The following is a 26,784-nucleotide window of genomic DNA, read 5'->3' on the forward strand; positions in this document are numbered from 1 at the left end:
CTTGGACTGCGGGGCGACACCGGCCGCCCCGCGAGCTCCCGTTTCGTCAGTGGTTCGCGCCGCCCGCCGCATCGCGCATTTTCGCCATCGCGGCGTCGAGGTTGAAGCTCCCGGGGTGCTGGGCCGGCGGGAACTCCTTGAACGTCTCCACGAACTTGCCTGCCGCGGTCTGGGCGACGAACAGGAAGAACATGTTGTGGAGGCACCAGTCGTAATAGGTGTTCGAGGTTATGTCGGCACGCTCGTACGGATCCGTCCGCAGGTTGAAGATCTTGGGCATACGCAGCGGCGTGAAAGGCTCGGCCCACAGGCGCATCGTGCCCTGCAGGCGTTGCTCCATGAATACGATCTTCCAGTTGTCGTAGCGGACGCCAAGCACGTCGCCGTCGTCGCTGAAGTAGATGTAGAGCTGGCGTGGGCTGTCTTTGGATTCGCCGGTGAGGTACGGCAGCATGTTGTAGCCGTCGATGTGGTTCTTGTAGGTCCGGCCTATGGCCTTGTAGCCGCTCTTGAGACCCTCGACGACGTCGGGCGCTCCCGCCATGGCGAGGAAGGTCGGCAGCCAGTCGTGGTGCTGGACGATGCCGTTCGCAACGGAGCCCGGCTTGATGTGGCCGGGCCAGCGCACAAGCATCGGAACGCGGAAGGCGCCTTCCCAATTGGTGTTCTTCTCGCTGCGAAACGGCGTCATGCCGCCATCGGGCCAGGAGTTCATGTGCGGGCCGTTATCGGTCGAGTACATCACGAACGTGTCGTCGGCGATGCCGAGTTCGTCGAGGAAATCGAGCATCTCTCCGATGTTCTTGTCATGGTCGATCATGGTGTCGTGGTAGTCCGACTGCCAGCGGCCTGCCTGTCCCTTGTTCTCGGGCTTGGGGTGGGTGAACAGGTGCATGTGCGTCGTGTTCAGCCAGACGAAGAACGGCGTATCAGCGTCGGTCTGGCGCTTGATGAAGTCCTTTGCCGAAGCCACGAAGTCGTCGTCGCATGTCTCCATGCGCTTCTTGGTCAGCGGCCCGGTATCCTCGATCTTCTGCTTGCCGACGCGGCCCCAGCGCGGCTGCTTGGTGGGGTCGTCCTTGTCGGTTGCCCAGGAGCGGATGACGCCGCGCGGGCCGAACATCTTCTTGAAGTTCGGCAGGTCGGCCTCCGTCGGATAGTCCTCCATCTCCGGCTCCTCCTCAGCGTTGAGGTGGTAGAGATTGCCGTAGAACTCGTCGAAGCCGTGATTGGTGGGCAGATGCTTGTTGAGGTCGCCGAGATGGTTCTTGCCGAACTGCCCGGTCGCGTAGCCCTGCGTCTTCAGCAGCGCGGGGATGGTCACGATGGTGTCCATCATACCTTGCGGCGCCGCCGGGATACCGACCTTGGACAACCCGGTCCGGTAGACGCTCTGCCCGGTGATGAAGGAGGACCGGCCTGCCGTGCAGGACTGCTCGCCATAACTGTCGGTGAAAAGCATTCCCTCTTTGGCGATGCGGTCGATATTCGGGGTCCGGTAGCCCATCAGTCCATGCGTGTAGCAACTCAGGTTGGACTGGCCGATGTCGTCTCCCCAGATGACGAGGATATTGGGTTTCTTGGCGCTGCCGCCCTTGGGTCCGCTTCCATTCTTAGGCTTCTGTGGCATTGGGTCGCTCCATGCTTGTGCCTAGGTGAAGTCGCCGTGGATCCTCAGCCGAATGGTCCGCTCCGGAAGATCATGCTCGCGATCGCGACCACGCCCAGGGCGAGCAGCAGCGTCGCCGTGATCAGCGTCATGGACACGGGAAATCCACTCTGGGCATGGATCAGCCCGTCGGCCGCCAGCGCCTTTCGCTCGTCGCGAAGGCCGCTCATGAACTGCAAGTGGTAGATGATCCCGCCGACCAGCATGACGATGCCGAGCAGCACGAGCGTGACGCCGAAATTGCGCGCCGAGCCGGCATGGGTGATCACGCCGTGCTCCCGGGCTTTCTCGAAGACCTGGTAGATCGTGAAGCCGAACGAGATCAGCGACAGCGAGGTACGGATCACTGACATCAGCGTCCGGTCGGCACTCATCCGCGTGCGCTGGAACGACATGCCGGTGCGGCGCGCAGACAACTCCACAGAGATGCGGTCGGGCTCCGATGCGGAGGTGACGGGAGGCAGGCTCATCCGTGTCGCTCCGTGTGCGGCAATGGGTTGGCCGGGAACCAGCGCCGCGCCAGGTTTTCGGTCAGCCAGCGCAGGCTGAAATACGGGATCACGGCGAGGAGGAGCGCCATCATCAGCGCCTCAACCGGATAGAACCTGCCAAAGACTCTGAACTGGTAGAGCACGTCCATGCTGATCCCGAGCAGCGCGACGCGCGCAATCGAGACCAAACCCTCACGGAGCCGGCCGGTATGGGCCTTGGGGTTCCACAACGCCGACCAGAAAAAGACCTTGTGACCGCGACGGACGTCCCGGATGCCGTCGGGCACGGCCGCCAGCAGCGCCATGGTCGGCTGCAACAGATAACGGAATGTCATAGGCCCGTGGATCCGGCTCGTGATGTCGGCCCAGAAGCGTTCATGTACGGCCGGCGACCAGCCATATTGCAGCGCGCCCCATGCCAGCAGGACGGCCGCGAGGATGACCATCAGCCAGGTCGTGACGCGCTGCAGCGTCGAGGGACCGGGCGCGCTCATGGGTCTGTCCTGACCACGCATCGGAAGCCGACATGACTCGTCGAGGTGTCTACGGGTTCGGCGTGGCGGGCGGCCGGCCGGTAGCGCCGGCAATAGCTCGGGGCGCAGAGATGCGAGCCGCCCTTGAGCACCTTTCGGGGGATCCTGATTTGCGGCTGGCGTGGATCGAAACTGTCACGCTCGGGCCCGCCGCGTGGGTTCTGCGGCACGCAGCAGGCCTTGGGCGCATCGCTTGGGTGGCGCGTCGACCAGAAATCGGAGGTCCACTCCCAGACATTGCCGATCATGTCGTGCAGGCCATAGCCATTGGCCGGAAACGATCTCACCGGCGAGGTCCGGGCGAAGCCGTCCTCCTTCGTGTTCTCGTTAGGAAAGTTGCCTTGCCAGATGTTGGCCATGTGCCGGCCTTCGGGCGTGAGTTCGTCTCCCCATGCGAACTCACTGCCCTCGCGCCCGCCCCAGGCGGCAAATTCCCACTCCGCCTCGGTTGGCAGCGATTTCCCAGCCCAGGCGGCATAGGCCTCGGCGTCACGATAGGCGACATGCACGACGGGGTGATCGTCGAGGCCCTTGAGTGACGAGCCCGACCCATAGGGCTTCCGCCAGGTCGCGCCGAACTGGAAGGTCCACCACTGCGACCACTCGCGCAGGTCGACCGGGTGCATCGGCGGGGAAAACATCAGCGAACCCGCTCGCAGCATGTGCGGCAGGGCGCCGGGATAGTCCTTCGGATCGGGCGCGATCTCAGCCAGCGTGACATGGCCCGTGGCTTCAATAAACGCACGGAACTGGCGGTTCGTGACCGGCGTCTCATCGATCCAGAATCCGTCGACCGTGACGCTATGGGCCGGAGCCTCCTCCGGATAGTGGCGATCGGAGCCCATCCGGAAGCTGCCGCCCTCGACCCTGATCATGCCGGCGCGTACCCGGGAGCCGTCGTCGTCTGACAGGCCTGCTGGTGGACGGTTCAGCGTGGCTATGTCGGAGGTCATCGCGCCCTCCCCGGACCTAGTGCTTCGCCACGGTGGGTTGTGCCGGCGCGGTGTCGGGAGCCTTTGGAACATGCCCGAGCGGAAATGCGAGGCTCACCATGCCGATCGTTCCGCGCGGGCGATTCTCGACGTCGACCTCCCGCATGATCTTCAACCGCGCGGATACCGGCGTGCCCGCGACCTCGAATGAGTACGCGATCTGCGCGCCGACAGCGGTCACCCGCCCCTTGTAGGAGCCGAGCGTCGCCCCGCTGCCGCCGTCGCCGCTGACCTGCTGGTAATGGGACGCCAGGAGCCCTGCCGAAAATTGCTTGCTGAAATTCTGGGTGATCGCGAGGTCGGCATGGACGGCATTGCCGCTCCGGTAGTCGGTCGCGTCGTTCTTGCCGTTGATCTCGAAGCCGACGGCTCCGGAGATATCGAGGCCCGTCCTGGTATCGAGATAGGTCGCGGCCGCGAAGACGTCGCCGATGACGCGATTGAAGGAGAGGTTGGACAGTTCGCCGTCCTGGTAGGAACCCGACGGGATGTTGACCGAACCGCCGACGAGCCAATGGAAGTTGCCATGGTGCCAGCCGACGAAGCTGGTAACCACCGGGTCGCCGATGTTGAAGGTCGCGTCGCGCTGGCTCATGCCGACGGCACGTCCGCGGGGTCCGACGAGAACCGCTCCCGCGCTGACGCGCGGTGTCCCGAACGGCACGGTGACGGCAAACGCCAGGTTGCCACCGAAGATCTCGAACGGCGTCACCCAGGTCGGCGTCATGAAGTTGACGCGGGCCTCGACCTTGATGTTGGCGACGACGGCGCCGCCGATGGCGATAGGCTTCCCCGCGGAGAGACGCCCGGAATAGCTGTAGAAGTCGTTCTCGAAATAGAAGCCTGGTGGCGGCACGACGCCGGCCAGAGGACCGCGAAGCCCGGGGACATAGAGGCTGGCGCCGCCCTCCGTCGCGAAGGCTTTCTCGAAAGGCGCACCGATAAGCAAGGCGGCCAAGACAGCAGCTGTCAGAAAGCGCATCCGCATCTGCAGGCTCCGGCAAATTGTCGCCGATCAAGCTGACGGGTTCGAGAGGTCACGTCAAGCTGTTCAGCGTCGAAATTGATCCGGCGCAGCGGCCGTAACTTGAGACTTGGCATCAGATTAGACGAGATCAAACCAAGCACTTGTAATCTGGGTAAAGTTCGAGATCATTTTCTTTAATGTCTAGCGGACAAGCCCCCCGTGCGACTATCCCTCAGCTCTTCCTCGGCGACTGAGCGGGAGAGTAGCGCGGGCCGCGCTGTAAACGGACACGCTTCTATGGCTTCTGGGCCTCTTCCGAGCCTGGCGCCATCTCGACCTGCTGCGCGACAGGCAAGCCGAAGCGCGCCGGGCATGAACAGCAGGGCCGGTGGATTGCCCAATACCCTGGGTCGCTCGTCGCACTGTGCGCTCTCGACGCAACCGCCGAGCCGGCTACATGCAAATCCTGCAGGTCAGGCCCTCACGGCACGACCTCGACCTTGTCGACGCATTGGCGGAAGACCAGAGGAAGCCGACGTCGAGCGGCGCAAATGAACGACGGCGCGCCAAGCAGACCTTTTTGCAGCGGCGCCGGGAGGAATTCGATTTGAAGTTGCCTTTGTGGGGGAGCGCCCTGAGCGCGACGCTCCTCGTGCAGGTCGTGAGTTCCTTCGCAGCCGCGGCTGTCCCCCTGCTCGGCCCTCTCCTGACGCAACGCTGGAACCTGCCGCCGGAAAGCATCGGCTATATCTCCGCGACCGTTTCAATAGGGATCTGCTGGTGCCTGGCATGCGGCGGCCCGATGCTCGACCACTACGGGCCGATCCGCACCTTGCAACTCGGCATGGCAGCCATCTGCCTGGCGATGGTTTTGCTGGCCCAGCCCCTCGCGATCCTAGGCTTTCTCGGCGCGCTCGTGCTCGGCCTTGGTGTGGCCCCAAACAATCCGGCGGGCAGCACGATGCTGATGCGCACGGCCCCGCCGAGGCATCGCAACCTGATCTTTTCCATCCGCCAGGCTGGAGTTCCTCTTGGCGGAGCCATCGCCGGGGTGCTGGTCGCTCCCGCCGTCGCCCGTCTCGGGCTGCCCCAGACGCTCTGGCTGATTGCGGCCATCGTCGTGTTCAGCCTGCTGGCGGTCCAGCCGTTTCAAAAGCGCCTCGATACCGAGAAGGGGCCGGCGAACAGGCGGTGGGCCAGGATGTTTCTCTCGCCCTCGGCTCTGCGCAGGGCAGCCGAGGTGATCCGTTCCCACCCGTCCCTGCCGCTCATCACAGGCATCGGCATCTCGTTCTCGATAGCGCAGGCCACCGTCCAGGCTTTCACGGCAACCTATCTTGTCACGCAGCATGGCAAGAACCTGTCCGAGGCCGGCTACTTCGTGGCCGTCCTGCTTGTGGCCAGCACGCTTTCTCGGATCATCCTGGGCTGGCTCGCGGACCGATGGCGGAGGGGCTTGCTCCTGTTGTGTCTCCTGCTGCTCGCCTCGAGCCTAGCAATCGTACTGCTCGTCTGGTCGGCAGGCGGACCGTCATGGGCCCTGTACGTCTGCGTTGCCTTGCTGGGAGCCACATCTCTGGGATGGAACGGGATATACATGGCTGAGCTGGCGCGACTGTCGCCCCCTGCGTTGATCGGGGACATTACGTCGGCGGCAAACCTCTTCGGCTTCGCTGGCTCGTTCTGCGGCCCCCTCGTCTTCGCGCTTATCGCCAGCGGGACGGCGAGCTTCGACTGGCCGTATCTGCTGGTCGCCTCTCAGTTGGCGCTGTGTGGGGTGCTGGCCTTATGGCACCGCGGTTGGCGCTGAGCTCACCTGCGTGACGCGGCGCGGTGGCATCTGCCCTGCAAGAGCTCTCCAGCTAGGCGGTAAACGTCAGGCGCTTCGAGCGGACCTGGCGTCCGGAGGCGCTGAAGATACCGGCAGGCAACCGAACAAATGCCGGCCGCCAACTCCTCGCTGCATCCGGCTTCAGCGATGCTGCGGCGGGTGGTTGCTCAGCGGAGGCCGAGGCGCCGACTGAAATTAGAATTTGCACGTAGCGATCATTGCCTGAGGCTGTAGCTCTCGCCGTTCGTGGTCAGGATTCTGGCATGGTGAGTGGGCCCATCGAGAGCGTTATTTGCGGCGCGTTCATGTCGACCCGCTGGCGTAACGGCCAACGGCACGACGCATCAGCTTGGAGCGCTCGAAGGCGAAGACCTTCCGCAGACAGCAAAGCCCGCTACAGCGACCGCAGCGCGCGGTCGCGACCATCGATGCCGGCATGAGCTACGCAGCCGATGAGCTGCTCCGTCGTCGGCTCGATCAGGTCGATGCTCCGGTCAGTTGCGGAGGGAGACCATCCCTTTGCGACGATCAGTTTGATGTCCCGACAGGTAATCCCAGTACCTCGGTCCGCGAAGATGCGGCTATTTCAGCCAGGACGGCGGGGCGAGTGTCAGTGCCGGCACATAGGTCACCGCCAGGAGCGCGACGAGATAGATCAGAAGATTCGGAACCACCCCGCGATAGAGGGCCGGCAACGGCGTGCCGAACATGGCATGGGCGCCGAACAGGTTGAGTCCAAAGGGAGGCAGGAACATCCCAATCGCCAGGTTGATCGTAACGATGATGCCGAAATGGATCGGATCGATGCCGAGGCTCGTCGCTATCGGGACGAGCAGCGGCGTGAGCAGCAGGATCGCCGCCGGCGGCTCGAGCAGGCTGCCGATCAGGAGGAGGAGCACGTTGAGGAGTAGCAGCAGCGCGACGGGCCCGAGATCGAGACCGGCGACGAAGGCGACAATCTTCGCGGAAATTCCGCTCGTCGTGATCAGCCAAGCATAGGCCCCGGCAGCAGCGACGATGATCATGATTTGGCCGATCAGGCGGGCGCTGTCGAAAAAGATGTCCCACACATTGGCCAGGCTGTGGTTATAGCGACGGATCAGCCTAGCAAAGCGTCTGAGCTAATCGAAGGGGATGTTCTGGGGCATGCCCAGGCGCACGCTGGGATTGCGACGCACGGCGTTGGGCTCTATCTCTCCGAGATAAATCGCCGACGAACAATGGTCACGCCGAGACGATCAACGGCCTCTACAAGGCCGAGTTGATCCACCGCCGCGCGCACTGGCGGAGCTTCGAGGCCGTCGAGTTCGCCACGCTGACTTGGGTCGATTGGTTCAACAATCGCCGGCTGCTGGAGCCCATCATAGCCTCCGGAACCCGGCGCGGTTCAACTTGAGATTGCACAGATTTTTACCACAATGAATGGGCCGGTTTAGACGGGGCTCACGCTCGTAGTGAACCCCACGTTAGCTGACGCCGACGCGAGGCTTTTCGACTCCTTGTCTGGAAGCGCGGATGCCAGCCGCATCATGGCGCCGGGCTCTTTCAGAGCTTGCTAACCGGAAGATTGAGTGAGCAATCGGCAGGCGATAGTTATCGCGTCATCGTCGAACTGTCAGACCAGATGAATTCGGCCTTCTTGCCCTTCCGGGTCATCATCATCTGGTATTCGTAGATATCGGGGCGATACAGCGCCTCGAGCAATTCGACGGTCTTGCCCTTCTCGTCGCGGACGATACGCCGGATTCCAAGCAGCGCTGCGCCGATCTCGACCTCGAGCAGGGGAGCGACGCGCGTGTCGGCGAGCTTGGCGGTGATCGTCTGATCGGCCCGGGCGACCTTGATGCCGGCTTTTTCGAAGAGGCTGAGCAAAGGGCGCTCCATGAGATCGTCGGGGCCATAGGTGCGCCCGACAGCTTCCGGCACATAGGTTGTCAGGAAGGAGAAGGGGATGTTTTCATGGCGCCGGACACGGACGACGCGTTGGACGATCGCGCCAGGCTCCAGTTCCAGACGGGCCGCAACTTCAGGCGAAGCCGAGACATAGTCGAACTCGATGAGGTCGACGCGCGTGCGCAGGCCCATGGCGAGCAGGTTTTCAAGCATGCCGCGCAGGTTGGTATCGATCGGAGGCGGCGTGATCAGCGGCTGGGCGAAATTGCCCTTGCCATGGCGGCGCACCACGAGGCCTTCCTGAGCCAGCCTGTCGAGCGCGCGGCGCACGGTGATGCGCGAGACCTTGAAGAGTTCCTCGAGCTTGTGCTCCGATGGCAACGCTTTGCCGGCCGGATACTCGCCATCGATGATCTGCTGGCGCAGTACGACATAGACCTGATGATGCAGCGGCGCCGCGATCTCCTGGCGTGCATCCCCGGTTCGCCTGCCCAAGCCGATGGTCATTGCCACTCACCTCTACCAGTAGCCGTCACGTCCGGTCGCGACGGCAAACACATGCGTCACGCGATTTCAGCCCGCAAGCGGGATAGACATCGGGCCTAGTCACGCGGCGGTAACGCCGCCATCGACGCAAAGCACCTGGCCCGTGATGAAGGAGGCTGCCTGCGAGGTCATGAATCGCAAGGCTTCGGCGACTTCCCCGGACTCGCCGAAGCGGCCGAGTGGAATACTGGCGACCATCCGGTCGGCCCGCTGCGCATCGGCGCGCGCCACGGCGGTCATCGGCGTCGCGATCGGTCCAGGCGCCACCGCGTTGACCCTTATGCCGCGCGGCGCCAGTTCGAGAGCCAGCGCCTTCGTCAGCCCGTTGAGAGCGGCCTTGGAGGCCGCATAGGCTGCCGCACGCGGGTGCCCGACGATGCCGATCTGGCTCGACACGAAGGTAATGGCGCCGCCGCCCTCGCCCATCGCGAGCGCGCAATCGCGCGCCAGCGTGAAGCCGGCGGTGAGATTGATGTCGAGCACGCGCTGCCAGTCGGCAATCCCTGTCTCGAGCCCCGGCCGATGATCGAAGATGCCGGCGCTGGAGATCAGGCCATCGAGCCCACCCAGCCACGACTTCGCCAGCCCCACCCGCTCTGCGGACCGTACGAAATCAGTGAGATCCGCGCTGGCGATGTTTGCGCCGTCAAGGCCACTGCCGGCGACCTCGCGCAGGAGCGCATCGCGCTCTGCGTCGTCGCGCACGAAGGCGAAGCAGGAGGCGCCATCCGCCAGGGCCAGCTTGAGGAAGGCGAGGCCGATGCCCGACCCCGCTCCCGTCACCACCAGGCGACGACCGGCCAAGCTTGTATTACTTGTCATATCTGCAATCCTTGGCGCCATTGAGTTCCGGAGACATGTTGCCGATGACCACCCCCCCGAATCTGGTTGACCTTCTTGCCGGCATCCACGCCAAGCGCGGCTACCTGCTGCCCCATCACGGCCTGATGGCGATCACGGCACCCGCGCTGCTGGATGCCTACGACGCGGCCTATACCCAGATCGCGCTGGCCGACCGCGTGCTGAGCCATCATGATCGCGAATTCGTCTGGCTCGCCATCCTCATCGCCACCGACGAGGCGATCGCGACGCATCACATCGCAAAGTTCAAGGCGGCCGGCGGCACCGATGACGAGATCGAGGTCATTTTGACGATCACGGCGCTCGCGCTCGGCTTCGAATCCTATCGCTTCGTCGCCAAGAACTGGCTCGGCCATCTGCCCGATTGCGACCCGGCGGCAATCTTCCTGCGCGCGCTCCACAATAGCGCCGGCGACGTGCCGATGCGCCTTGTCCATATGGCCGTCGCGTCCATTTTCGTCTGCAAGGCGGGCTGGGACGCCGTCGCGCTCCAGATCGTGGCAGCTTACGACGATGCGGTGCCGGAGCTGGAACTGGCGGAAGCGGTTTCGCTGACGATGTTCCCTGGTAGCGTGCCGCACTTCGTCGAGGCGGCGCGCGTCTGGCGCGAATTGATCGTAGCAGGCAAAGTGGCGGCCTCCCAGCCGTTCCAGGACTGGGCGAATCTGTCTGGTCAGGGCGGGTTCGACGAAGCCAGCCGCAACAAGCGCTGAGAACGCCCTCCCCGGCCGATACCGGCCGGCGGTCATGCCGCCGCTCCGAGGATGAATTCCGCCGCGCGCTCCGCGACCATCATCGTGGGCGCGTGGGTGTTCGACGACGGCATCCGCGGCATGACCGATGCGTCGACCACCCTGAGCCCGGCGATGCCGCGAACGCGCAGATGCTGGTCGACGACGGCCATGTCGTCTATTCCCATGCGGCAACTGCCAACCGGATGGAAAACCGTGTCGGCCGTGGCGCGCAACCAGGCTTCGATGTCGCCATCGGTGACGACATCGGGCCCCGGCGACAGCTCGGCCCCGCGAAAGCGGTCGAAGGCCGGTTGCGCGAAGACTTTTCGCAGGGCCTTCACGCCCTCGCGCAGGACCGCGAGATCGGTGAGGTCGGACAGATAGTTTGGCCTGATCAGCGGCGGCGCCAAGGGATCGGCGCTACCGATCGATATTTCGCCGGTGCTGTGGGGGCGCAACTGGTAGACATTGGCGAAGAAGCCATGCCCCTCATACTTGGCCTTAGCGCGCGCCAGGAATGGCAGTCGCAGCGCCGCCGTCGAGAGGCCGGGCAGGAAGTGCGACTGCAGGTCAGGCTCGTCGAGCGCCGGGTCGGACTTGAAGAAGGCCCCGCCTTCTAGCGGGAACGAGGCGGCCGGCCCGCTCTTGAAAAAGAGCGCCCGCAGCAACGCCAGCGCGGCCCGATCACCGCGCAGGGCGCCATAAAGCGTGATGGGTTCGCGACAGATATGCTCGACGCGGGCGAGCAGGTGATCCTGCAGGTTCTTGCCGACGCCCTTCAGGTCCCGCATCACCGGGATCTCGTGACGGCGCAGGAGTTCGGCGTCGCCGATCCCCGAATGCATCAGGGCCGCAGGCGAATTGACGGCGCCGCAGGACAGGATGACTTCGCGCGAGGCCCTGAGCTTTTCGCTGCCGCCATTGCTGGCAATCTCGACCCCCGACGCCCGCTCGCCATCGAACACGACACGCAGCAGGCGCGCATTGGTCCTGATCGTCAGGTTCGGCCGGCTCCGCACCGGATCGAGGAAGGCGCGCGCGGCGCTCCAGCGTTCGCCGCCCTTGGTCGTGAAGTCGTAGCGCCCAAAGCCTTCCTGGGTCGCGCCGTTGAAATCGGGGTTATAGGGATATCCCGCCTCCTGGCCTGCCGCGACAAAGGCGTCAAACAGCGGGTTGGGCGTGTTGGGCCGCGAGACCGGCAACGGCCCCTCGCCTCCACGCAGGGCGTTTCCGCCGGGCTGGTAGCTCTCGGTACGCTTGAAGGCAGGCAGCACCTTGTCGAAAGACCACTCAGGCAGGCCCATCTGGCTCCAGCCGTCGTAATCCATCGGCGTGCCACGAGTATAGACCATCCCGTTGATCGCCGAGGACCCGCCGAGCACGCGTCCTCGCGGCCAGAACAGGCTCCGGTTGCCCAGGTTCGGTTCGGGCTCCGTGCGATAGAACCAGTTGGCGTAGCGGCTGCGCAGCAGCACGCCCGTCATCAGCGGCACCCTGAACAGTGGGTTCCAGTCGGTGCCGCCCGCCTCCAGCAGCAGAACTTTCAGGCTTGGATCGGCCGAGAGCCGGTTCGCCAGCACGCAGCCCGCGGAGCCGGCTCCGACGATGATGATGTCGAATTCCACCTGCTTGCCCCGTTTGACAGCCAACTTGTACGTTGTTTATAACAAGCAGAACATATTGTGCAAGCTGAGCAGCATTCCGGGGCATCAGACCCCGCTGCGGAAGCGGGAGAACAGCGATGCAGTCAGGCTCGGCCGGCACGCCGCTTTCGGGGCAAGTCGCACTGGTGACAGGCGGCGCGCGCGGCATCGGCGCCGCGATCTGCCAAGCGCTGGCTGCCGATGGCGCGACTGTTTATGCGACAGACATCCTGCCCTGCACGGACACGGTCGACGCGATCGCGGCAGCCGGCGGAAAGGCCCATGGCCGCGCGCTGGATGTGACCGATCGAGCCGCCTGTGCCACGCTCGCCGAGGACATCGTCTCAAGCGAAGGCCGCCTCGACATCCTGATCTGCAATGCCGGCATCTGCCCGCCCGGAAGCGTGGCCGGCGACTGGGCCCAGTGGGACCGCGTCATCGACGTCAATGTCCACGGCACCCAGCATTGCGTAGCGGCGGCGTGGGATCACATGGTCGAGCGCGGCTACGGCCGGATCGTGCTGGTGAGCTCGATGGCCTATTATCAAGGCGGCGTGATCGTCGGCACGGAGTACTCCGCTTCGAAGGGCGCCGTCGCCGCAATGACGCGGCATATCGCCCGCAATGGTGGCCCGCACGGCATCATCTGCAACGCGGTGGCACCCGGGGTGATCGCAACGGAAATGACCCAGGCTTTTTCCAAGCCGGACCCGACCGCGATCCCGCTTCGTCGGATCGGCACGGCCGATGACGTCGCGGGTCCGGTGCGCTTTCTGTGCGGCCCCTACTCCTCCTACATGACCGGCACGATCCTGAACGTGACCGGCGGCATCGTCCTGGCGGCATGAGCGAAATGAGCCAAGCGACGATGGATCACGCAGCTGCCAAAAAGGCCGTCGAGGCCGACGAACCGGTCCTCGCAAGGCTTCCACTCGATACCGCGACGCTGCATGGTCTCGGCCTCGATCTGCTGGCGCAGTCGCCGGCGCCGCTTTCGGTCAAAATCGTGCTGGGGCGGCGCACCGTCCTGCTCCTCGCCGGCGCCGGCACGAGCCTGGACAACGAGCGCTTTCTCGATCTCAAGATCAACACCGTCTTCAATTGCGGACACAGTTCGCTGTGGTGGTTCCACCACCTGCGCGCGACCGGGCGGACGCTTGCCGATGTCGCCTGGGCAGACCCGCACGCGGTGATCGACATGGGTGGGGGCGTGCCGCTGTTCGCGGACGGCCAGATCGTTGGCGCGCTGGCGGTCTCGGGCCTGCCACATGAGGGCGATCACAGCCTGATCATGGCGCGTGTTCGGTGTATCGTCGAAGACAAGCAGTCACAGACCTAAAAAACAGGGGAACAGGATCATGACCGACAAGACCGTCTTCTCCCGCCGTTCGATGCTCGTGACTGCCACGGGCGTCGCAGCCGGGACCTTCCTGCCGAAGATCGTCCATGCCCAGGCTTCGATGCCCGAGCTGACGACGCTACGCTCGACTTCCAAGTCCTGGCTCTGGGCGGCAGAGGATTACGCAACCGCGGCCGGCTTCTTCACCGAGGCGCGGGTCAAGGTGAACTCCAACGCGTCCAACCGCGGCACCAACGTTGCGGCTTTGCAGGGCGGCGGCGTCGACATCGTGCTGGGCGACCCCGGCGAAGTGCTGCGCGCACGGGCGCAGAACCTGCAGATCCGCACCTTCATCGCGACAGTCAGCCGCTATGCCAGCCATGTCATGGTCAAGAACGATATCCTGGCCAAGCGCGGCGTCGATGAGAAATCCGAGCAGACGACGAAGATCGAGGCGCTCAAGGGCCTCAAGCTCGGCACCACCGGCCCGGGCGCCGCACCCGATGCGCTCTTCCGCTTCTTGGCCGCGCAGGCGGGAATGGATGCCAATCGCGATTTCCAACTCGTCCCCGTCCAGGGTGGGGGACCGGCCGTGCTGGCTGCCCTGCAGCAGGGCGTCATCGAGGGCTTCTGCCTGTCCTCGCCGACCGCCGACATGGCCGTGCAGCGTCAGAACTGCGGCTATCTGTTCCAGATGGCACTGAACCCACCGAGCCAGCTCAGCGAGGTCCAGTACATTGTCGCCTCCACCGGCGAGGCCACGATCGCCAGCAAGCGCGACGCGCTCGAACGCTACGCGCGCGGTATTGCTCTGGCCCTGCGCTCGATCAAGACCGATCCGCAGAAGTTCAAGGCCTGGGCCAAGGACTGGTTCGAAGGTCTTGAGCCTGCAACCTTCGAGCTCGCTTTCGCCAATAACGGCGCGATCTACTTCGACGATCCGACGCCCAAGGAGGCGTTGTTGGAGAAGAACATCGCCTTCATCAACACTGTGAACAAGCAGATGGGCGCGGCTCCGCTGCAGGACACCCTCACTTTCGCCACCGTGAGCGACCCGACCATTGCAGCCGCCGCCATGAAGGCCCTGTGATGGCGAGCGCGGTCATCAGCATCGACAGCGTCGACAAGCGCTATATCGGGCGCGGCCGGGAGGTTGTCGCGCTCGACCATGTCTCCCTGAAGATCGAGGAAGGCGAGTTCGTCGCCTTTGTCGGCCCCTCGGGCTGCGGAAAGTCGACCCTGCTCAACATGATCGCCGGCATCATCCCGATGACCTCGGGAACGATCATGCATGAGGGCCGCAAGGTCACGGCCATCAACCGGAATGTCGGCTACCTGACCCAGGCCGACAGCGTGCTGCCGTGGCGGACGGTCGAGCAGAATGTCGGCCTGCCGCTGGAATATCGGGGCGTACCGGCGGCCGAACGCCAGAAGCGCGTGGCCGAGATGCTCGCACTCGTCGATCTCAAGGGCTTCGACAAGGCCTTCCCGAAGGAGTTGTCGGGCGGCATGCGCAAGCGCGTCGCGCTGGCGCAGATGCTGGCCTATGGTCCCGACACTTTGCTGATGGACGAGCCGTTCGGTGCTCTCGACGCGCAGCTCAAGCTGGTGATGCAGCAGCAATTGCTGAAGATCTGGCAAGAGCAGAAGAAGACCATCGTGTTCGTGACCCATGATCTGGCGGAGGCGATCGCGCTGGCTTCGCGCGTGGTCGTGTTTTCTGGAAGGCCGGGCAAGATCAAATATGTCGAGCAGATCGACATCCCCTACCCGCGCGACGTCTTCAAAGTCCGCTTCCTGCCTGAATTCGAAACCGCCTACGATAACCTGTGGCGTGAACTCTCTCCCGAAATTGCCAAGGGGGAAGACCTGTGAGCGGTGGAAGCAGCATGCGTATCGATGAAAGCGCCGCCGTCGGGACAGCCGCCCCTTCGAAGGCCGTCGCGGCGTTCGAGGCTGGCCTCGCCCGCCGCAAGATCATGGTCTATGTTTGCCAGGCCGCCTTCGGCATCCTTTTCCTGAGCTTCTGGCAATACGCCTCGGGCCGGCTGATCGACCCGTTCTTCGTGTCCTCGCCGAGCGCCGTCTTCGGCAAGCTCTACACCTGGCTTATGAACGGCGAACTGTTCCGCCATCTCTCGATCACGCTTTATGCGACCGCGATCGGCTTCGCGATCGGTTCGGCGATCGGCTTCGCGCTGGGCCTGACATTCGGCAAGTTCGCCTTCCTGGCTGAAGTCCTGGACCCCTATATCACCGCGCTCTACAGCATCCCGAAGCTCGCGCTCGCCCCGCTCTTCATCATCTGGTTCGGCATCGGCATCGAATCCAAGATCGCGGTGTCGGCCTCCATCGTCTTTTTCGTCGTGTTCCTGAACACGTTCTCGGGCGTCCGCGAGGTCAACCCGATCTACATCCACGCCACGCAGATCATGGGCGCCTCGCAATGGGCGGTGATGCGGACGGTGATCATCCCCTCGGCGACGGCCTGGGTCATCACCGGCCTGAAGGTCTCGGTACCTTACGCGCTGGTCGGCACTGTGATCGGCGAATTCATGTCGTCCAACCGCGGCATCGGCTTCATCATCGCCCAGGCGACAGGTCTCTTCGACACCAATTCGGTGTTCGCGGGTATCATCATACTGGCCATCGTAGGCGCCATCATCAACAGCATCCTAAAGGCGACCGAGGCCAGGCTGCTGCGCTGGCGGGCCTGACCGGAGCGCCACGGCAAGAGAGAGCAACCCGCCCATGACCGCCGATGACGACAGCAGCGTTCCCGCCGAACTGCGGGAACGGATCGAGGCCCTTCGCCAGAAGCGGGGCTTCCTGCTGCCGCATCACGGCGCCATGGCGATCGCAGCGCCCGACCTGCAGGATGCCTATTTCCGCATGTATGCGGCTTTGACGCAGACGGACCGCCATCTCACCCCGTTCGAGCGCGAAGTCGTCTGGCTCGCCATCCTGGTCGCCGCGAAAGAGGCGATCGGCACGCATCACGTCGAACTGTTCTTCAAGGCCGGTGGAACGCAGGCTCAGGCCGAATTGCTGACCCGGCTCTGTGCCTTTGCGCTCGGCGCCGAAGCCTTTGCCTTCATGGATCGCCACTGGAGCGAACCGTTTCCGGGGCTAGCCGGCCATGGCGCCTATCTGACGGCGTTCGACAAGCTGCTCGACGAGACCGTGCTGCCATCCGCACTGTGCCATCTCGCCATCGCCGGCCTGCAGGCAACCCTTGGACGCCATTGGGGCCTCAAGGCCCATATCAAGGCGCTGTACAGCCTGCGGGCATCGGAAGATGCGCTGGTGGAAGCGCTCAGCCTGATCATGTGGCCTGTCGGGGTCAACCACTTCCTCGACGCCTGCGGGGTCTGGACCGAGATGATGGCAAGCGGAGAGGTCGAGCCTTCCGCGCGCTACCGCGTCTGGGCCTCCACGCCGCGCCAGGGCGGCCACGAGATGCCGGAAATCAACTAACCGGAGGCACCAATTCGATCGACTGGTTGGAACGCGGTTGCGGTTCGACAACTGCGTCACCGAATAGAGACGCCGAGGCATTAATGTCTGCGAAAGTATTCTCGCCTTCCCGGCTCTCTCTCGCACCGGCGCCTGGGGCCTGATGCAGCGCGCGCTGGGTGGGCGCGCATCGAAGGTCTATCCGCCCGTTGCGGCGTGTGGCGCATTGGCCGGCTTGGATTCCGGCGACCCCTTCTGTCGCAGGAAAATTGACAGGACGACGATCACTGCCGTCGAGAGAAACTCCGATTACCAGTTCTGGAACGACTCGAACCAGAACCTGCTGTCAGCCAAGTATTCTGTCGCGCATTGCAGCGGGTGACCATGAAGCAACGCTTCAGCATTGGCCGCATCCAGGCTGCCCCAGAAATGAAGACCGAACGACATCAAGAACAGAAGTACGAGCGCGATGCCGAGGGATCTCTCATAGACAGCGCGCACCCAACCGCCTCTCCGCGGAGGAAGGCTTTCGAGACGAATCGCGCCGAGACTGAGGAGCATGTCGAGCGTCGGGGACGTGTTCGAGGTGATCAGCAAGGCGCCTAGAGGAAAGACATGCGACGCTATCCGCGGCATCCTGGAGGACGGCAAGGCGGTCATGGAGGACTATGCCGACAGCCCTGCACTTGACGCCGGACTGGTGGCCTCCGCTCAAGCCGTCGAGCACTATGAAATGACGCGCTACGGCACGCTGAATGCATGGGCCCAGCAACTCGGCCACAAGGGTGCCGTCACTCTGTTGGATGCGACGCTTGCAGAGGAAACCAAGACCGACAAGCTGTTGACGCAACTTGGCGCGCCAGCGAACTCAGCCGCCGTTGCCAAAAAGGCGGCGTGCATCTCACAACGCCTTCTGAAAGGCCCGCCGAGCGGCACTCGGTGGGTCTTTCTGCGTCAATACTGGCTCGCCGACTTCAGAGTTGATCCTAACGCCGGAATCCGATCAGAGCAGCGCGCGCAGTTCTTCTTTCTTGACCTTTCCCGTTGCGGTCATCGGCAGTGCCAGCACGAGCCGGATTTCGGGAACCTTGTAGGCCGCCATTCGGTCGCGGCACCAATCCCTCAGCTTTGCTTCAGTCAGCCCCGACGCATCATCAACCAGTGCGATGAACGCGACCGGAACCTGTCCTCGCTCGGCATCCTCGCGCCCGATCACGCCTGAACCGGCGATGCCGGGATGCTGGCCGAGCATTGCCTCGATCTCGGCCGGAAACACGCTCATTCCCTTGACCTTCAGCATCTCCTTGCGACGGCCGAGAAAATGCAGGTAGCCCTGGTCATCGATGACGCCGATGTCGCCGGTGTGCAGGAAGCCGTTCCTGATCGCCTCCGCCGTCGCGTCGGGTCGGTTCCAATAGCCCTTGAACAGTGAGGGCGTTCGCACGCAAATCTCGCCGGATTCCCCAAATGGCGTCAGTGCGCCGCTATCGAAGTCGCAGATCTTGAAATCAGTGCCGGGCACCGGCAAGCCGACGAAAACGGGCTGGGACAGCAGGTCAAAATCGTCGACCTGCATCCCGAGGGTGAAGGTGTCCATAGTGTGGGTTTCGGTCATGCCCCATGCCGCCTCAATCATGTCGGCGCCCGTCAGTGCCCGCCAGCGTGCCCGGAAATCCGGGTTCAGCTTTTTCACGAAGGACGACACGCGGACCTTACGCAGGGAACTCAGATCGAAGGATGGAGCCTGCGCATGCTCCAGCACCTCGACGGTGTTGTCGACGAGCAGATAGCCGAAGCTCGCCTTGTAACGCTGGACTGCGGTCATGAAGCCCACCGCGTCCCAGCGCGCCATCAGCACAACGGTCGCGCCCGCCACGAGCGGGAAGAGAAGCCCGGCGTCCTCGCCGGCAATCCAGAAGATCGGCACGAAATTGATGACGACATCATCGGGTGACAGCGCAAAGCTCGCAGCCAGGCTGGTCCCGGCCGTATACAGCATGTCGCGCTGGGTGTGGATGCAGCCCTTCGGCATGCCCGTGGTCCCGCCGGTATAGTTCAGCGCAGCAATCGCATCGAGATCAGGTTTCACGAATGGTGCAGGCGTCGTCACCTGCGCCAGCGCCGGCAGGAGATCGATCGCATCGTCGCAGGCGATCTTCGGCTGCAGCAGAGCCGTCGGCACTGGTATGCTGGCAGCGTCGGGCAGCATCTCGGCCAAACTTGTCACGAAGACGCTCTCGACCGGCGTCTGGCTTTTGACCCGACGCAGCAGAGGCATCAGGCTGTCGAGGCAGACGATGATCTTCGCGCCGGTATCATTCAGTTCATAGGCGAGTTCGGCTTCGCGAAAGAGCGGGTTCACCGGCACATGAACGGCGCCGAGCTTGAGGATCGCGAAGAAGGCCAGCATGAATTGCGGGCTGTTGGGCAGGAACACGGCGACGCGATCCCCCCTTCGCACCCCGTGATCATGGAGCAGTGCCGCGAAGCGCTCGCTCAGATCGTTCAATTCCCGATAGCTGACCTCGCGACCGTAGAAGATGCAGCATGGCTTGTCGGGCTGACGCCTTGCCCATTCGCGCAAATGCTCGCTGATCGCGATCTCGCCCAGAGGATAGTGTGGCAGGCGCGAGACGCCCGAAGGCCATGCGGCGCTGTGCAGCGCGTGCAGGCGGGCAAAGTAGGTGGCTTCATCCATGGTCATCGGTCCTGCTTGGGCATGGGCATATGGAGGACTTCAAATCCCGCTGCTTCACGGCGCACGGAGCGACATGAAGGGCCGGTACGCTGACAGGTCGCAACGGGCAGTAAGCAAGGCGATGCGGGATCTCGCCGGCACAAAAGCTCATCGTTCGCCGTTCCAGACCTGGAGACAAGGACAAATCGGCTCAACTTACCTACAAGCTTCCCTTGCGTCAGCCTCCTGCGCGCAATCGCCCTCGATAAGCATGATATCAATGCGAAGGGTCCCGGCTTTATTCGAGCGGGCTCTGCGTCGGGCCTTATATTCGGACCCCGGCTTCCCCATCTGCGACTCTGGTCGAGAACAGCTGCCATCCCGGCAGATGCTCTGTGAAACCGCCGCTGCCGATCGACTGCTCATTTTGCTGCCGGTTGATCGTTCGGAATTGATCCCTCCCGCCGCCTTCCTGGCGTCCGGGGCCGGGGAAACAGATTGGCCATCATGGCATTGAATTTTCCCAACCCTGTCCGCAGCTTCGATCCCGGCCGCGACTGTGTCAGTTTCTGGGGCTCGGACGCCTCGCTGGAGATCACCTTCCAGATCGAGATCGAGGCGCTGCGCAAGCTAGGGGCCGGCACCGGCGATAGCGAGGCACACATGCTGGCGACATTCGATAGCCACCGCGATGCAATTCTGAACATGGCAGCGACGGCCTATGGCCGCGGCAAGGGAGCCTACCACCGTATTACAGCCGCCGAAGTGACAGGAAGAGGCTGACGATATGGCCCACCCACCCTACAAGCTTGGCGATCTCGTCGAATTGACGCGGGATTTCGGCATCCAGCCTCGCGTCGGCCCCTTCGAGATCACTTGGCTGATGCCGGCGCGCGACAACAGGGAGGCGCAGTACCGCGTCCGTGGACCGGACGGGCGCGAGCGAGCCATCGACCATCACGAGATCGAGTTGGCCGCCGTCGCCGACAGCGCGAAAGGTTAGGCTATGACAAAATCGAAACTTCGCACCGATGCGGACAACGTGTCCTTGCGAGTTCAAAACCGCTCTTCGGCGCAGGCGCGAGTTATGTCCGAGGCGGAGGAGTTAGAGAAAGATCGCGATGCGAATACGGCCCGGCTGAAAGCCCTGCGGCTGGCGAAGGCGACAGGGGGCCATGCGAGTCAGGCGTCGGTCCTCGCGGAACGATAGCGCTCACCGATTCCAGCACGGGTGCGCAACCACATGTCCACTGCCGGCAGCCCGCTCGTGAGGTTGGGTAATGAGGCTGCGGACGCTAAAATCCTCGGCTGAGCGACCCACCGCATAGCCTTGCGCGAAAGGACGTCGCCCTTTGCGTGTCGCCGTAAGCTTGTAAGGGATCGGAAAATTTTTGCAGGTGCCTATGCGGCGCCGAATGGCAGCCCGGCACCAAACCGTTTGATAGCCGTGTCGTGATCGCTCCGGCTCGAGTCGTCGAAAGACCCGCGACGGGCGCAATCTGAAGCCTTGCTCGGCTACAGCACCTCAGCCCGCCTTTGGGCGGGAATGCGAACGAGCCATCGGGATTCTCATTGTTCTGGGTCATCCGAAGGACTCGGGTCGCTCCCGATGGCCTGGACGACCGTCTCGACAGCCCCATCGGCGAGTTTGTCGTCCACGCTGATCTCGCCAGCTGTTCGCGCGTTGAAATCCAGTGAGTGAATAGCCCCGAGTTTGGTAGACGCCCCCGGTTCAGATTTTCTGCTGCCGTTCGAACTCGACGGGTGACAGCATCCCGATTCTGACGTGCTTGCGCTTCGGATTGTAGAACATCCCGATATATTCGAACACGTCCTGCCATGCTTCCTCTCGGTTTCAGTAGGTTTTGCGGTGTATCCGCTCTCGCTTGAGCAGACTGAAGAAGCTCTCGGCCATCGCATTGTCGTGGCAGTTTTCCCGCCGGCTCATCGAATGCTCAAGGTTGTGGAGCTTGAGGAACGCGGCCCACTCCATGCTGGTGAAATGCGAGCCCTGGTCGGAGTGAACCAGGACCTTGGCCTTTGGTTTCCTTCGCCACACCGCCATGAGCCGCGCCTGCAACACGACGTCTGTGGTCTGGTGCCTCTGCAGCGACCAGCCGATGACGCACCGTGAAAACAGGTCAATCACGACAGCCAGATAGCCAAAGCCTCCCACTCGGGCGCGGCCACATCGAACTGCCGGCCCAGCGTGATGTCGATCACGACGACGCTCTGAGTTATGGTTGCCTGGCCGGCGCTTGCAGCCAATCTGGTTGTCAAACGGCACGCAATGTTGCCCCCCAATCGGCGTCCAATCTTGACCCCTTGCTGAGCTGAGGCGGTGAGGAGGTGGCGCGGCGCAGCTGGTAGGGGTTGCGCAGCCGCGCCGGCTCCGGGTTGCAGGCGGCGCAGTTGCCTCAGAGCCTGTTCTTGAAGCGCCAGCTCTCGTTGCCCGTCTCGACGATGTCGCAGTGATGGGTCCAGCCGGTCGAGGAGCGCCGTGTCATCTTGGCGTCCCCTAACCGGAGGGAACAGGATCATCGTGATCCTTTGCCCGACTACTTTGCGGTTCATGCCCCCAAGACTCCATGAACCACCTCATTCGAGGGTCCACGAAGCCATCGGTGGACGCGATCCAATCCGTCAGCGGCTCAGTTCAGGGGGACGTTTGCGTCGCGGATGATTTTGCCCCAACGGTCGATCTCGGTTTTGATGAAGGCTTGGGTGGCGGCCGGGCTCAGCACAGACACGTCGACACCTAGTGTTTCGAAAAGCTCCTTCGTCTTCGGCTTTGCCAATGACGCGACCAGAGCGCTGTGGAGTTTCTCCACGATGGCGGGCGGGGTTTTGGCGGGTACAAGCATCACCGCCCAGGAGGCTGCGTCGAATCCTAGAAGATTCCCGGCCTTTTCGACGCTGGGGATCTCCGGCAAGGCCCGCGAGCCACCGCGGCTTCCCGTTGCGAAGACCTTGATCGCTCCCTCCTTCATCTGAGGTATCACCACAGGACCGGACTCGACCATCAGTTCGACATCGCCGCCCAGCAGACCCTGCATCGCCTGGCTGGCCCCGCGGAAGGGAACATGCACGACCTGAAGTCCGGCCGCGTGCAAGAACATCTCCATGGTGAGATGGTTGGTCAACCCGATGCCTCCGGAGCCGTAATTGAGCTTTCCCGGGTTTGCCTTGATGTGCTCGATCAACTCTTTCAGATTATTGGCGGGAATGCTGGACTTGGCGATGATGAACTGCGGCACCACACCGATCAGGCCAACGGGCACGAAATCGTTCAAGACGTCGTAAGACAGGCTCTTGTACAGGGACGGATTGATCCCGGTCGGGCCGCTCGCGGTGACCAGGACCGTGTATCCGTCGGGGGCTGCCTGCTTGGCGAAGTTCATCCCGAGGATACCGCCGGCACCGCCCTTGTTCTCGACATAAACGGTCGCCTTCAGGATCTCCCGGAAATCCTCGGCGATCACGCGCGCAAGCACGTCGGTCGTCTGTCCGGCGGGATAGGGCACGACGAACTGAATGTTGCGATCTGGATAGGACTGCGCGAGCGCAGGTTGTCCGATTGCAAAACTCAGCAACAGTGAAGCGATCACGGCAATTGAATTCATAGCGTTGTTCTCTCCCATCATATTTGTTTTTGCTGTGTCTTATACGCTCCGCTTTGAAGCAGATGCGGACTAACCTAACCGACAGTTCGCGATCGCAGCCGTGGCGGCTCGTCCTGTCTGAGAGCAGCTTGGTCAGGGGGGGGGGGGGCGGAGCCTTCACGGCCTTCCCAAAATGCCGACGCTGCCAGAACCGCCTGGCCGTCAGGTCGCGGTCAATCAGTGATCCTCGCGCTGACCTCCTTTCGCATTCACACGGCGCTGGCTTCAGCCGCGCGCGTCGTCAGGACCTTCCAGACCCCTTGTGCCGAGCCGACGACGCGCTCCTCGACCGACAGGGTCGCCTCGATGAAGATCAAGGAGCGCGTCATGCGCAGCACCCGGCACCTGGCTATGACGAACTCGCCTAGCCTGACGGCGTCGATGAACTGGTAGTTGAGTTGCACGGTGGCCTGAGGCTCGCAGCCATTCTGCAGCCAGGCGGTCATGCCCATCGCGCGATCGGCGAAAGTCATCATCATGCCGCCCTGCGTGACTCCGCGGCGGTTCTTGTGCTTCTCCTGGCTCACAAGCCCGAATTCGAGCATGCCGTTGTGCTGCCTCTGCCAGAACGGTCCGACCAGACCGATGAAGCCGTCATCGGCATAGACTTCCCAGCCTCGCATGGCGGGATCGAACGGCACCGCCTGTGCGTCAGACTGGACCGGCGCAGCATCGGGCTCGGCGTCTTGCCCTCGATCCAGCAGCACTGGAAAATCCCTATCCGCGTGGGTCATGGCATCGTCTCAGGCACGTGGTGGCCCAACCGAGGCCCGCAGATGGAACTCGTTGGGGACGAGAACATGACGTCCCTCCACTGCCGCCTGAGCGCGCAGTCGATCGAGCAGCAGGCCCGCCGCGATGCGCCCGACCTCGGCCTGATCCCAACTGACCGTCGAAATCGGCGGGGTGTGAAGCTCGGCGAGTTCGGAGTTACCGGCAGCGATGACCGAAATATCGTCGGGGACACTCATCCCGCGGCTACGAATCGCCCGTAGGACACCCGACAGCATATCCAGGCCGCCCGAGATGATCGCGGTCGGCGGGTTGCGCTGGCCCAGCAGTGCAGAGGCAAAGCGGAAACCCGCCCCCGGCAAAAAGCTCCCCGTCTGCACAAAAGCGGGGTCGACCGGCAGCCCAAACCCCTCATACGCACGATAATAGCCCTTGATGCGCTCCTTGGCCGGATAGAGCCCTTTCTCACCGGTGATCAGCGCGATCCGCCTGTGACCCAAGCCCAGCAGGCACTCCACGGCCAGGCGTGTCCCGCCGGAATGGTCGGCCATCACGCCATCGGCCCAATCGACAGGGTCGCGATCGACCAGCACGATGGGAACGCCGAGTTCGCGCAGGAACGTCTCGAATTCACCGGCGATAGGCGTGTAGGGGCCTATCATCACGCCGTCCGCCTGCCGCCGCGCCAGGCGGCCAAGAAGTTCGCGCTCGCGCTCGGGGCGACCTTCCGAATTGGAAATGAGAAGCGAGAAGCCCGCCTCGTCCAGGACATCGTGGGCCGCGCGCACGAACCCTGCGAGCTGCGGGATATTGATCTCGCGCAGCACGCAACCGATCGTGAATGTCGAGCCAATCCGCATGCTCTGCGCGATTGCGTTGGGTGAATAACCCATCTCGTCGATCGCGCGCTGGACCCGGCGCTTGATCTCGGGCTTGACGGTACTGTGACCGTTCAGCACGCGCGATACGGTGCCTACCGCGACGCCCGCCGCCAGGGCGACGTCGCGGATCGTTTTTTTCGTGCCGCGCGTCGCCATCGCAAACCTGTCGTCTTCCCGGCCGGGGCACATCTGCGCTACCGATCAGGCCGTATAGGCCCATTGCTCGGCAACGAGAGAATACTGCCCATTATCCCGGCTCATACGGGCAAATCCGGGGAAATGCACGTGCATGCCGGCAACGAGCAGATCATCCGCAATCACCATGTCCAGGATGCGTTGCCGAGATTTGACGCCAAGTTCGGGATCGGTGTCGAACTGCATGGCGACCTCTGGTCGCGCCAGCTGGATTTCCGGCACATGGACCGTGTCGCCCCAGATGATCATGGATTGGCCACCCGAGGTGACGACATATGAGCTGTGCCCTGGCGTATGCCCGGGACAGGGGATCGCCACGATGCCGGGCAGAACCTCGCCATCGCGAAACGTCCTGACGCGATCGGCGGCCCTGTATGGATCGAGCTGCTCACGCCCCCATTGGAAGTAGCGCAGTCGCTGGCGCTCGGTCGCTTTTGCCATAGCACCATCGTCATACCAATGATCGATCTCGGCGTGATGGACGATGACCTCGGCATTGGGGAAGATCGGCTGCCCCGTCGTGACATCGGTCAATCCATTGGAATGATCGGGATGGACATGGGTGAGGAGGACGCCATCGACCGAAGCTGCGGAAATCCCGGCGGCGGCAAGATTGTCCATCAGCCGCCCGCAGGTCGGCCCCATGAAATGCTGCGAGCCGCAATCGACGAGGTAGGTCCTTCCGCCGAAGCGCAGGGCAAAGACGTTGATCGAGATGCGCGGCGGCGAAATGCGATGCTCGCGCGCCAGGATCGCCTTGACCTCGTCTTCCGGGATGTTGCGGAAGATGTCGTAGCCCATATCCATGTAGCCGTCGCTGAGCCCTGTCACGAGCACGTCGCCGAGCTGGCGATGGTAGACGGCCGGAACCTGATCGAAGGAATCGGCTTTCATTGGTGTTGCTCCCAAAGACGCGTAACGAGGCCTGGATCGTCGCGCCGGTGATGCCAGGCGCGTCCGACGCGCAGGCCGGTGGTGGACCAGAGGCGGATCTGCATGAGCGCATAGGCCCAGGCGACGCCGACCACGTCCATGATGGGTGCGCCGGCGACCTCGCGGATGCCATGGCTCACCAGCAGTTCGGCCAGCACGCCCTCGGCGGGGATGATGACGTCGGCGCCGCGCGCCACGAGGCGCTCGGCCGCCACCTTGAAGCTGGCGATGACCGGCTGGGGATTGGCATAGGCCTCGGCCAGGGCCGGTTCGTCGAGCGGGGGATCCAGCGCGACGACATCGAGCACGCGGGCTCCCAACCCGTGTTTGTCGACCGCCGTCCGCGTCATCCACTGCACGGCGGGGGCGTTGGAGACCAGCCCGATATAACGGCCAAGCGAACAGCCGACGAGGAGCCCCGATTCGGTCAGCGAGGCGACAGGAATGTCGACCGCCGAGCGGATTTCGCGCAGGAAAGGCTCGCTGAACGAGCCGATCACGAAGGCGTCGTAGCCCTCGCGCTCGGCTTGGATCGCGTTCTCGATTACCCCCCCGAGGAACCGATGGTAGGCATAGGCGTTGCCCAATGCCACCGTCGCCGACAGGCCTCCATAGGTGCCCGTCGGCAGGCCATGGACAACGAGTTCCGCCTCGTCTCCTAAAACTTCGCGAGCGTGATCCTCGAGGGCCTTTTTATAGACCGGCAAATGCTCGAGCTCGTTGACGGACTGGTGCCAGATCCGGGTCAT

General features: G+C 63.4%; 26 protein-coding genes and 5 pseudogenes. 12 read left to right on the top strand and 19 right to left on the bottom strand.

What is annotated here, in order from left to right:
* Positions 1-46: 46 nt before the first annotated feature.
* From AC1D2L_RS20735 to AC1D2L_RS20755, 5 genes are all read right to left on the bottom strand, one after another.
* Positions 47-1,630: an arylsulfatase gene (locus AC1D2L_RS20735; RefSeq protein ID WP_476847797.1), complete on the bottom strand. Its 1,584-nt coding sequence runs from the start codon at positions 1,628-1,630 to the stop codon at positions 47-49.
* A gap of 44 nt (positions 1,631-1,674) precedes the next feature.
* Positions 1,675-2,139 carry a YidH family protein gene (locus tag AC1D2L_RS20740; RefSeq protein ID WP_476847798.1) on the bottom strand — a complete coding sequence of 155 codons (465 nt, stop codon included), beginning with the start codon at positions 2,137-2,139 and terminating at the stop codon, positions 1,675-1,677.
* A complete protein-coding gene (locus tag AC1D2L_RS20745; RefSeq protein ID WP_476847799.1) occupies positions 2,136-2,654 on the bottom strand; it encodes a hypothetical protein in 519 nt (172 codons plus the stop codon). Before AC1D2L_RS20745 ends, AC1D2L_RS20740 begins: the two co-directional genes overlap by 4 nt.
* Complete coding sequence (locus AC1D2L_RS20750) at positions 2,651-3,568, bottom strand: formylglycine-generating enzyme family protein (RefSeq protein ID WP_476847871.1); 918 nt, start codon at positions 3,566-3,568, stop codon at positions 2,651-2,653. Before AC1D2L_RS20750 ends, AC1D2L_RS20745 begins: the two co-directional genes overlap by 4 nt.
* Before the next feature lie 94 nt (positions 3,569-3,662).
* The gene (locus AC1D2L_RS20755; protein WP_476847800.1) at positions 3,663-4,673 is read right to left on the bottom strand and encodes a SphA family protein; all 1,011 of its coding nucleotides are present in this window, start codon (positions 4,671-4,673) and stop codon (positions 3,663-3,665) included.
* A gap of 436 nt (positions 4,674-5,109) precedes the next feature.
* Between AC1D2L_RS20755 and AC1D2L_RS20760 the strand changes: the two genes are divergently transcribed.
* Positions 5,110-6,462: an MFS transporter gene (locus AC1D2L_RS20760; protein ID WP_476847801.1), complete on the top strand. Its 1,353-nt coding sequence runs from the start codon at positions 5,110-5,112 to the stop codon at positions 6,460-6,462.
* A 602-nt stretch (positions 6,463-7,064) separates the two neighbouring features.
* On the opposite strand, the gene AC1D2L_RS20765 is transcribed toward AC1D2L_RS20760, so the two are convergent.
* Positions 7,065-7,586 (bottom strand): TRAP transporter large permease subunit, encoded by a 522-nt coding sequence (locus tag AC1D2L_RS20765; RefSeq protein WP_476847872.1) that lies wholly within the window; start codon positions 7,584-7,586, stop codon positions 7,065-7,067.
* A gap of 113 nt (positions 7,587-7,699) precedes the next feature.
* Between AC1D2L_RS20765 and AC1D2L_RS20770 the strand changes: the two are divergent.
* A pseudogene (locus AC1D2L_RS20770) lies at positions 7,700-7,846 on the top strand (integrase core domain-containing protein); the annotation flags it as partial.
* A gap of 230 nt (positions 7,847-8,076) precedes the next feature.
* Here AC1D2L_RS20770 and AC1D2L_RS20775 read toward each other — a convergent pair.
* Both AC1D2L_RS20775 and AC1D2L_RS20780 read right to left on the bottom strand, forming a co-directional pair.
* The gene (locus tag AC1D2L_RS20775; RefSeq protein WP_476847802.1) at positions 8,077-8,883 is read right to left on the bottom strand and encodes a GntR family transcriptional regulator; all 807 of its coding nucleotides are present in this window, start codon (positions 8,881-8,883) and stop codon (positions 8,077-8,079) included.
* A 99-nt stretch (positions 8,884-8,982) separates the two neighbouring features.
* Positions 8,983-9,744: an SDR family NAD(P)-dependent oxidoreductase gene (locus AC1D2L_RS20780; protein WP_476847803.1), complete on the bottom strand. Its 762-nt coding sequence runs from the start codon at positions 9,742-9,744 to the stop codon at positions 8,983-8,985.
* A gap of 44 nt (positions 9,745-9,788) precedes the next feature.
* Here AC1D2L_RS20780 and AC1D2L_RS20785 point away from each other — a divergent pair, with 44 nt between their 5' ends.
* Positions 9,789-10,496 (top strand): carboxymuconolactone decarboxylase family protein, encoded by a 708-nt coding sequence (locus AC1D2L_RS20785; protein ID WP_476847804.1) that lies wholly within the window; start codon positions 9,789-9,791, stop codon positions 10,494-10,496.
* Positions 10,497-10,528: 32 nt separating this feature from the next.
* Here AC1D2L_RS20785 and AC1D2L_RS20790 read toward each other — a convergent pair whose 3' ends face one another.
* A complete protein-coding gene (locus AC1D2L_RS20790; protein WP_476847805.1) occupies positions 10,529-12,142 on the bottom strand; it encodes a GMC family oxidoreductase in 1,614 nt (537 codons plus the stop codon).
* Between the two features lie 116 nt (positions 12,143-12,258).
* On the opposite strand from AC1D2L_RS20790, the gene AC1D2L_RS20795 reads away from it, so the two are divergent.
* The 6 genes from AC1D2L_RS20795 to AC1D2L_RS20820 are packed head-to-tail and all read left to right on the top strand — an operon-like array spanning position 12,259 to position 16,976.
* Positions 12,259-13,008, top strand: a complete 750-nt coding sequence (locus AC1D2L_RS20795) for an SDR family NAD(P)-dependent oxidoreductase (RefSeq protein ID WP_476847806.1) — start codon at positions 12,259-12,261, stop codon at positions 13,006-13,008.
* Between the two features lie 20 nt (positions 13,009-13,028).
* On the top strand, positions 13,029-13,499 hold the full coding sequence (locus AC1D2L_RS20800) for a heme-binding protein (RefSeq protein WP_476847807.1): 471 nt from the start codon (positions 13,029-13,031) through the stop codon (positions 13,497-13,499).
* 19 nt (positions 13,500-13,518) lie between these two features.
* On the top strand, positions 13,519-14,589 hold the full coding sequence (locus tag AC1D2L_RS20805) for an ABC transporter substrate-binding protein (protein ID WP_476847808.1): 1,071 nt from the start codon (positions 13,519-13,521) through the stop codon (positions 14,587-14,589).
* On the top strand, positions 14,589-15,374 hold the full coding sequence (locus AC1D2L_RS20810; protein ID WP_476847809.1) for an ABC transporter ATP-binding protein: 786 nt from the start codon (positions 14,589-14,591) through the stop codon (positions 15,372-15,374). The genes AC1D2L_RS20805 and AC1D2L_RS20810 overlap by 1 nt, the downstream gene beginning before the upstream one ends.
* Positions 15,375-15,388: 14 nt before the next feature.
* Positions 15,389-16,216 carry an ABC transporter permease gene (locus AC1D2L_RS20815; protein ID WP_476847810.1) on the top strand — a complete coding sequence of 276 codons (828 nt, stop codon included), beginning with the start codon at positions 15,389-15,391 and terminating at the stop codon, positions 16,214-16,216.
* A gap of 34 nt (positions 16,217-16,250) precedes the next feature.
* Positions 16,251-16,976 (top strand): carboxymuconolactone decarboxylase family protein, encoded by a 726-nt coding sequence (locus AC1D2L_RS20820; RefSeq protein ID WP_476847811.1) that lies wholly within the window; start codon positions 16,251-16,253, stop codon positions 16,974-16,976.
* A gap of 177 nt (positions 16,977-17,153) precedes the next feature.
* On the opposite strand, the pseudogene AC1D2L_RS20825 reads toward AC1D2L_RS20820, so the two are convergent.
* Positions 17,154-17,615, bottom strand: a pseudogene (locus tag AC1D2L_RS20825) (DUF6766 family protein).
* On the opposite strand from AC1D2L_RS20825, the pseudogene AC1D2L_RS20830 reads away from it, so the two are divergent.
* Positions 17,515-17,751: pseudogene (locus tag AC1D2L_RS20830) on the top strand (YciE/YciF ferroxidase family protein); the annotation flags it as partial. The pseudogenes AC1D2L_RS20825 and AC1D2L_RS20830 overlap by 101 nt on opposite strands.
* 207 nt (positions 17,752-17,958) lie before the next feature.
* Here AC1D2L_RS20830 and AC1D2L_RS20835 read toward each other — a convergent pair.
* Positions 17,959-19,659, bottom strand: coding sequence for an AMP-binding protein (locus AC1D2L_RS20835; RefSeq protein ID WP_476847812.1), 1,701 nt, complete (start codon positions 19,657-19,659; stop codon positions 17,959-17,961).
* Between the two features lie 480 nt (positions 19,660-20,139).
* On the opposite strand from AC1D2L_RS20835, the gene AC1D2L_RS20840 reads away from it, so the two are divergent.
* Both AC1D2L_RS20840 and AC1D2L_RS20845 read left to right on the top strand, forming a co-directional pair.
* Positions 20,140-20,415, top strand: a complete 276-nt coding sequence (locus AC1D2L_RS20840) for a DUF1488 family protein (RefSeq protein WP_476847873.1) — start codon at positions 20,140-20,142, stop codon at positions 20,413-20,415.
* Between the two features lie 4 nt (positions 20,416-20,419).
* Positions 20,420-20,635 (top strand): hypothetical protein, encoded by a 216-nt coding sequence (locus AC1D2L_RS20845; protein WP_476847813.1) that lies wholly within the window; start codon positions 20,420-20,422, stop codon positions 20,633-20,635.
* Positions 20,636-21,364: 729 nt separating this feature from the next.
* Here AC1D2L_RS20845 and AC1D2L_RS20850 read toward each other — a convergent pair.
* From AC1D2L_RS20850 to AC1D2L_RS20885, 8 genes and pseudogenes are all read right to left on the bottom strand, one after another.
* Positions 21,365-21,802, bottom strand: a pseudogene (locus tag AC1D2L_RS20850) (IS3 family transposase); the annotation flags it as partial.
* Positions 21,778-21,900, bottom strand: a complete 123-nt coding sequence (locus AC1D2L_RS20855; protein WP_476847882.1) for a hypothetical protein — start codon at positions 21,898-21,900, stop codon at positions 21,778-21,780. The gene AC1D2L_RS20855 and the pseudogene AC1D2L_RS20850, both read right to left, overlap by 25 nt.
* 149 nt (positions 21,901-22,049) lie before the next feature.
* Positions 22,050-22,163 (bottom strand): annotated as a pseudogene (locus AC1D2L_RS20860) (ATPase); the annotation flags it as partial.
* Between the two features lie 120 nt (positions 22,164-22,283).
* Positions 22,284-23,255, bottom strand: coding sequence for a Bug family tripartite tricarboxylate transporter substrate binding protein (locus tag AC1D2L_RS20865; protein WP_476847814.1), 972 nt, complete (start codon positions 23,253-23,255; stop codon positions 22,284-22,286).
* 248 nt (positions 23,256-23,503) lie between these two features.
* On the bottom strand, positions 23,504-24,028 hold the full coding sequence (locus AC1D2L_RS20870; RefSeq protein ID WP_476847815.1) for a PaaI family thioesterase: 525 nt from the start codon (positions 24,026-24,028) through the stop codon (positions 23,504-23,506).
* Between the two features lie 9 nt (positions 24,029-24,037).
* The gene (locus AC1D2L_RS20875; protein WP_476847816.1) at positions 24,038-25,063 is read right to left on the bottom strand and encodes a LacI family DNA-binding transcriptional regulator; all 1,026 of its coding nucleotides are present in this window, start codon (positions 25,061-25,063) and stop codon (positions 24,038-24,040) included.
* Positions 25,064-25,108: 45 nt separating this feature from the next.
* A complete protein-coding gene (locus tag AC1D2L_RS20880) occupies positions 25,109-25,996 on the bottom strand; it encodes an MBL fold metallo-hydrolase (protein WP_476847817.1) in 888 nt (295 codons plus the stop codon).
* Positions 25,993-26,784 (bottom strand): aspartate/glutamate racemase family protein, encoded by a 792-nt coding sequence (locus tag AC1D2L_RS20885; RefSeq protein WP_476847818.1) that lies wholly within the window; start codon positions 26,782-26,784, stop codon positions 25,993-25,995. The genes AC1D2L_RS20880 and AC1D2L_RS20885 overlap by 4 nt, the downstream gene beginning before the upstream one ends.

The sequence above is a fragment of the Allobosea sp. P1_B10 genome (assembly GCF_056406735.1).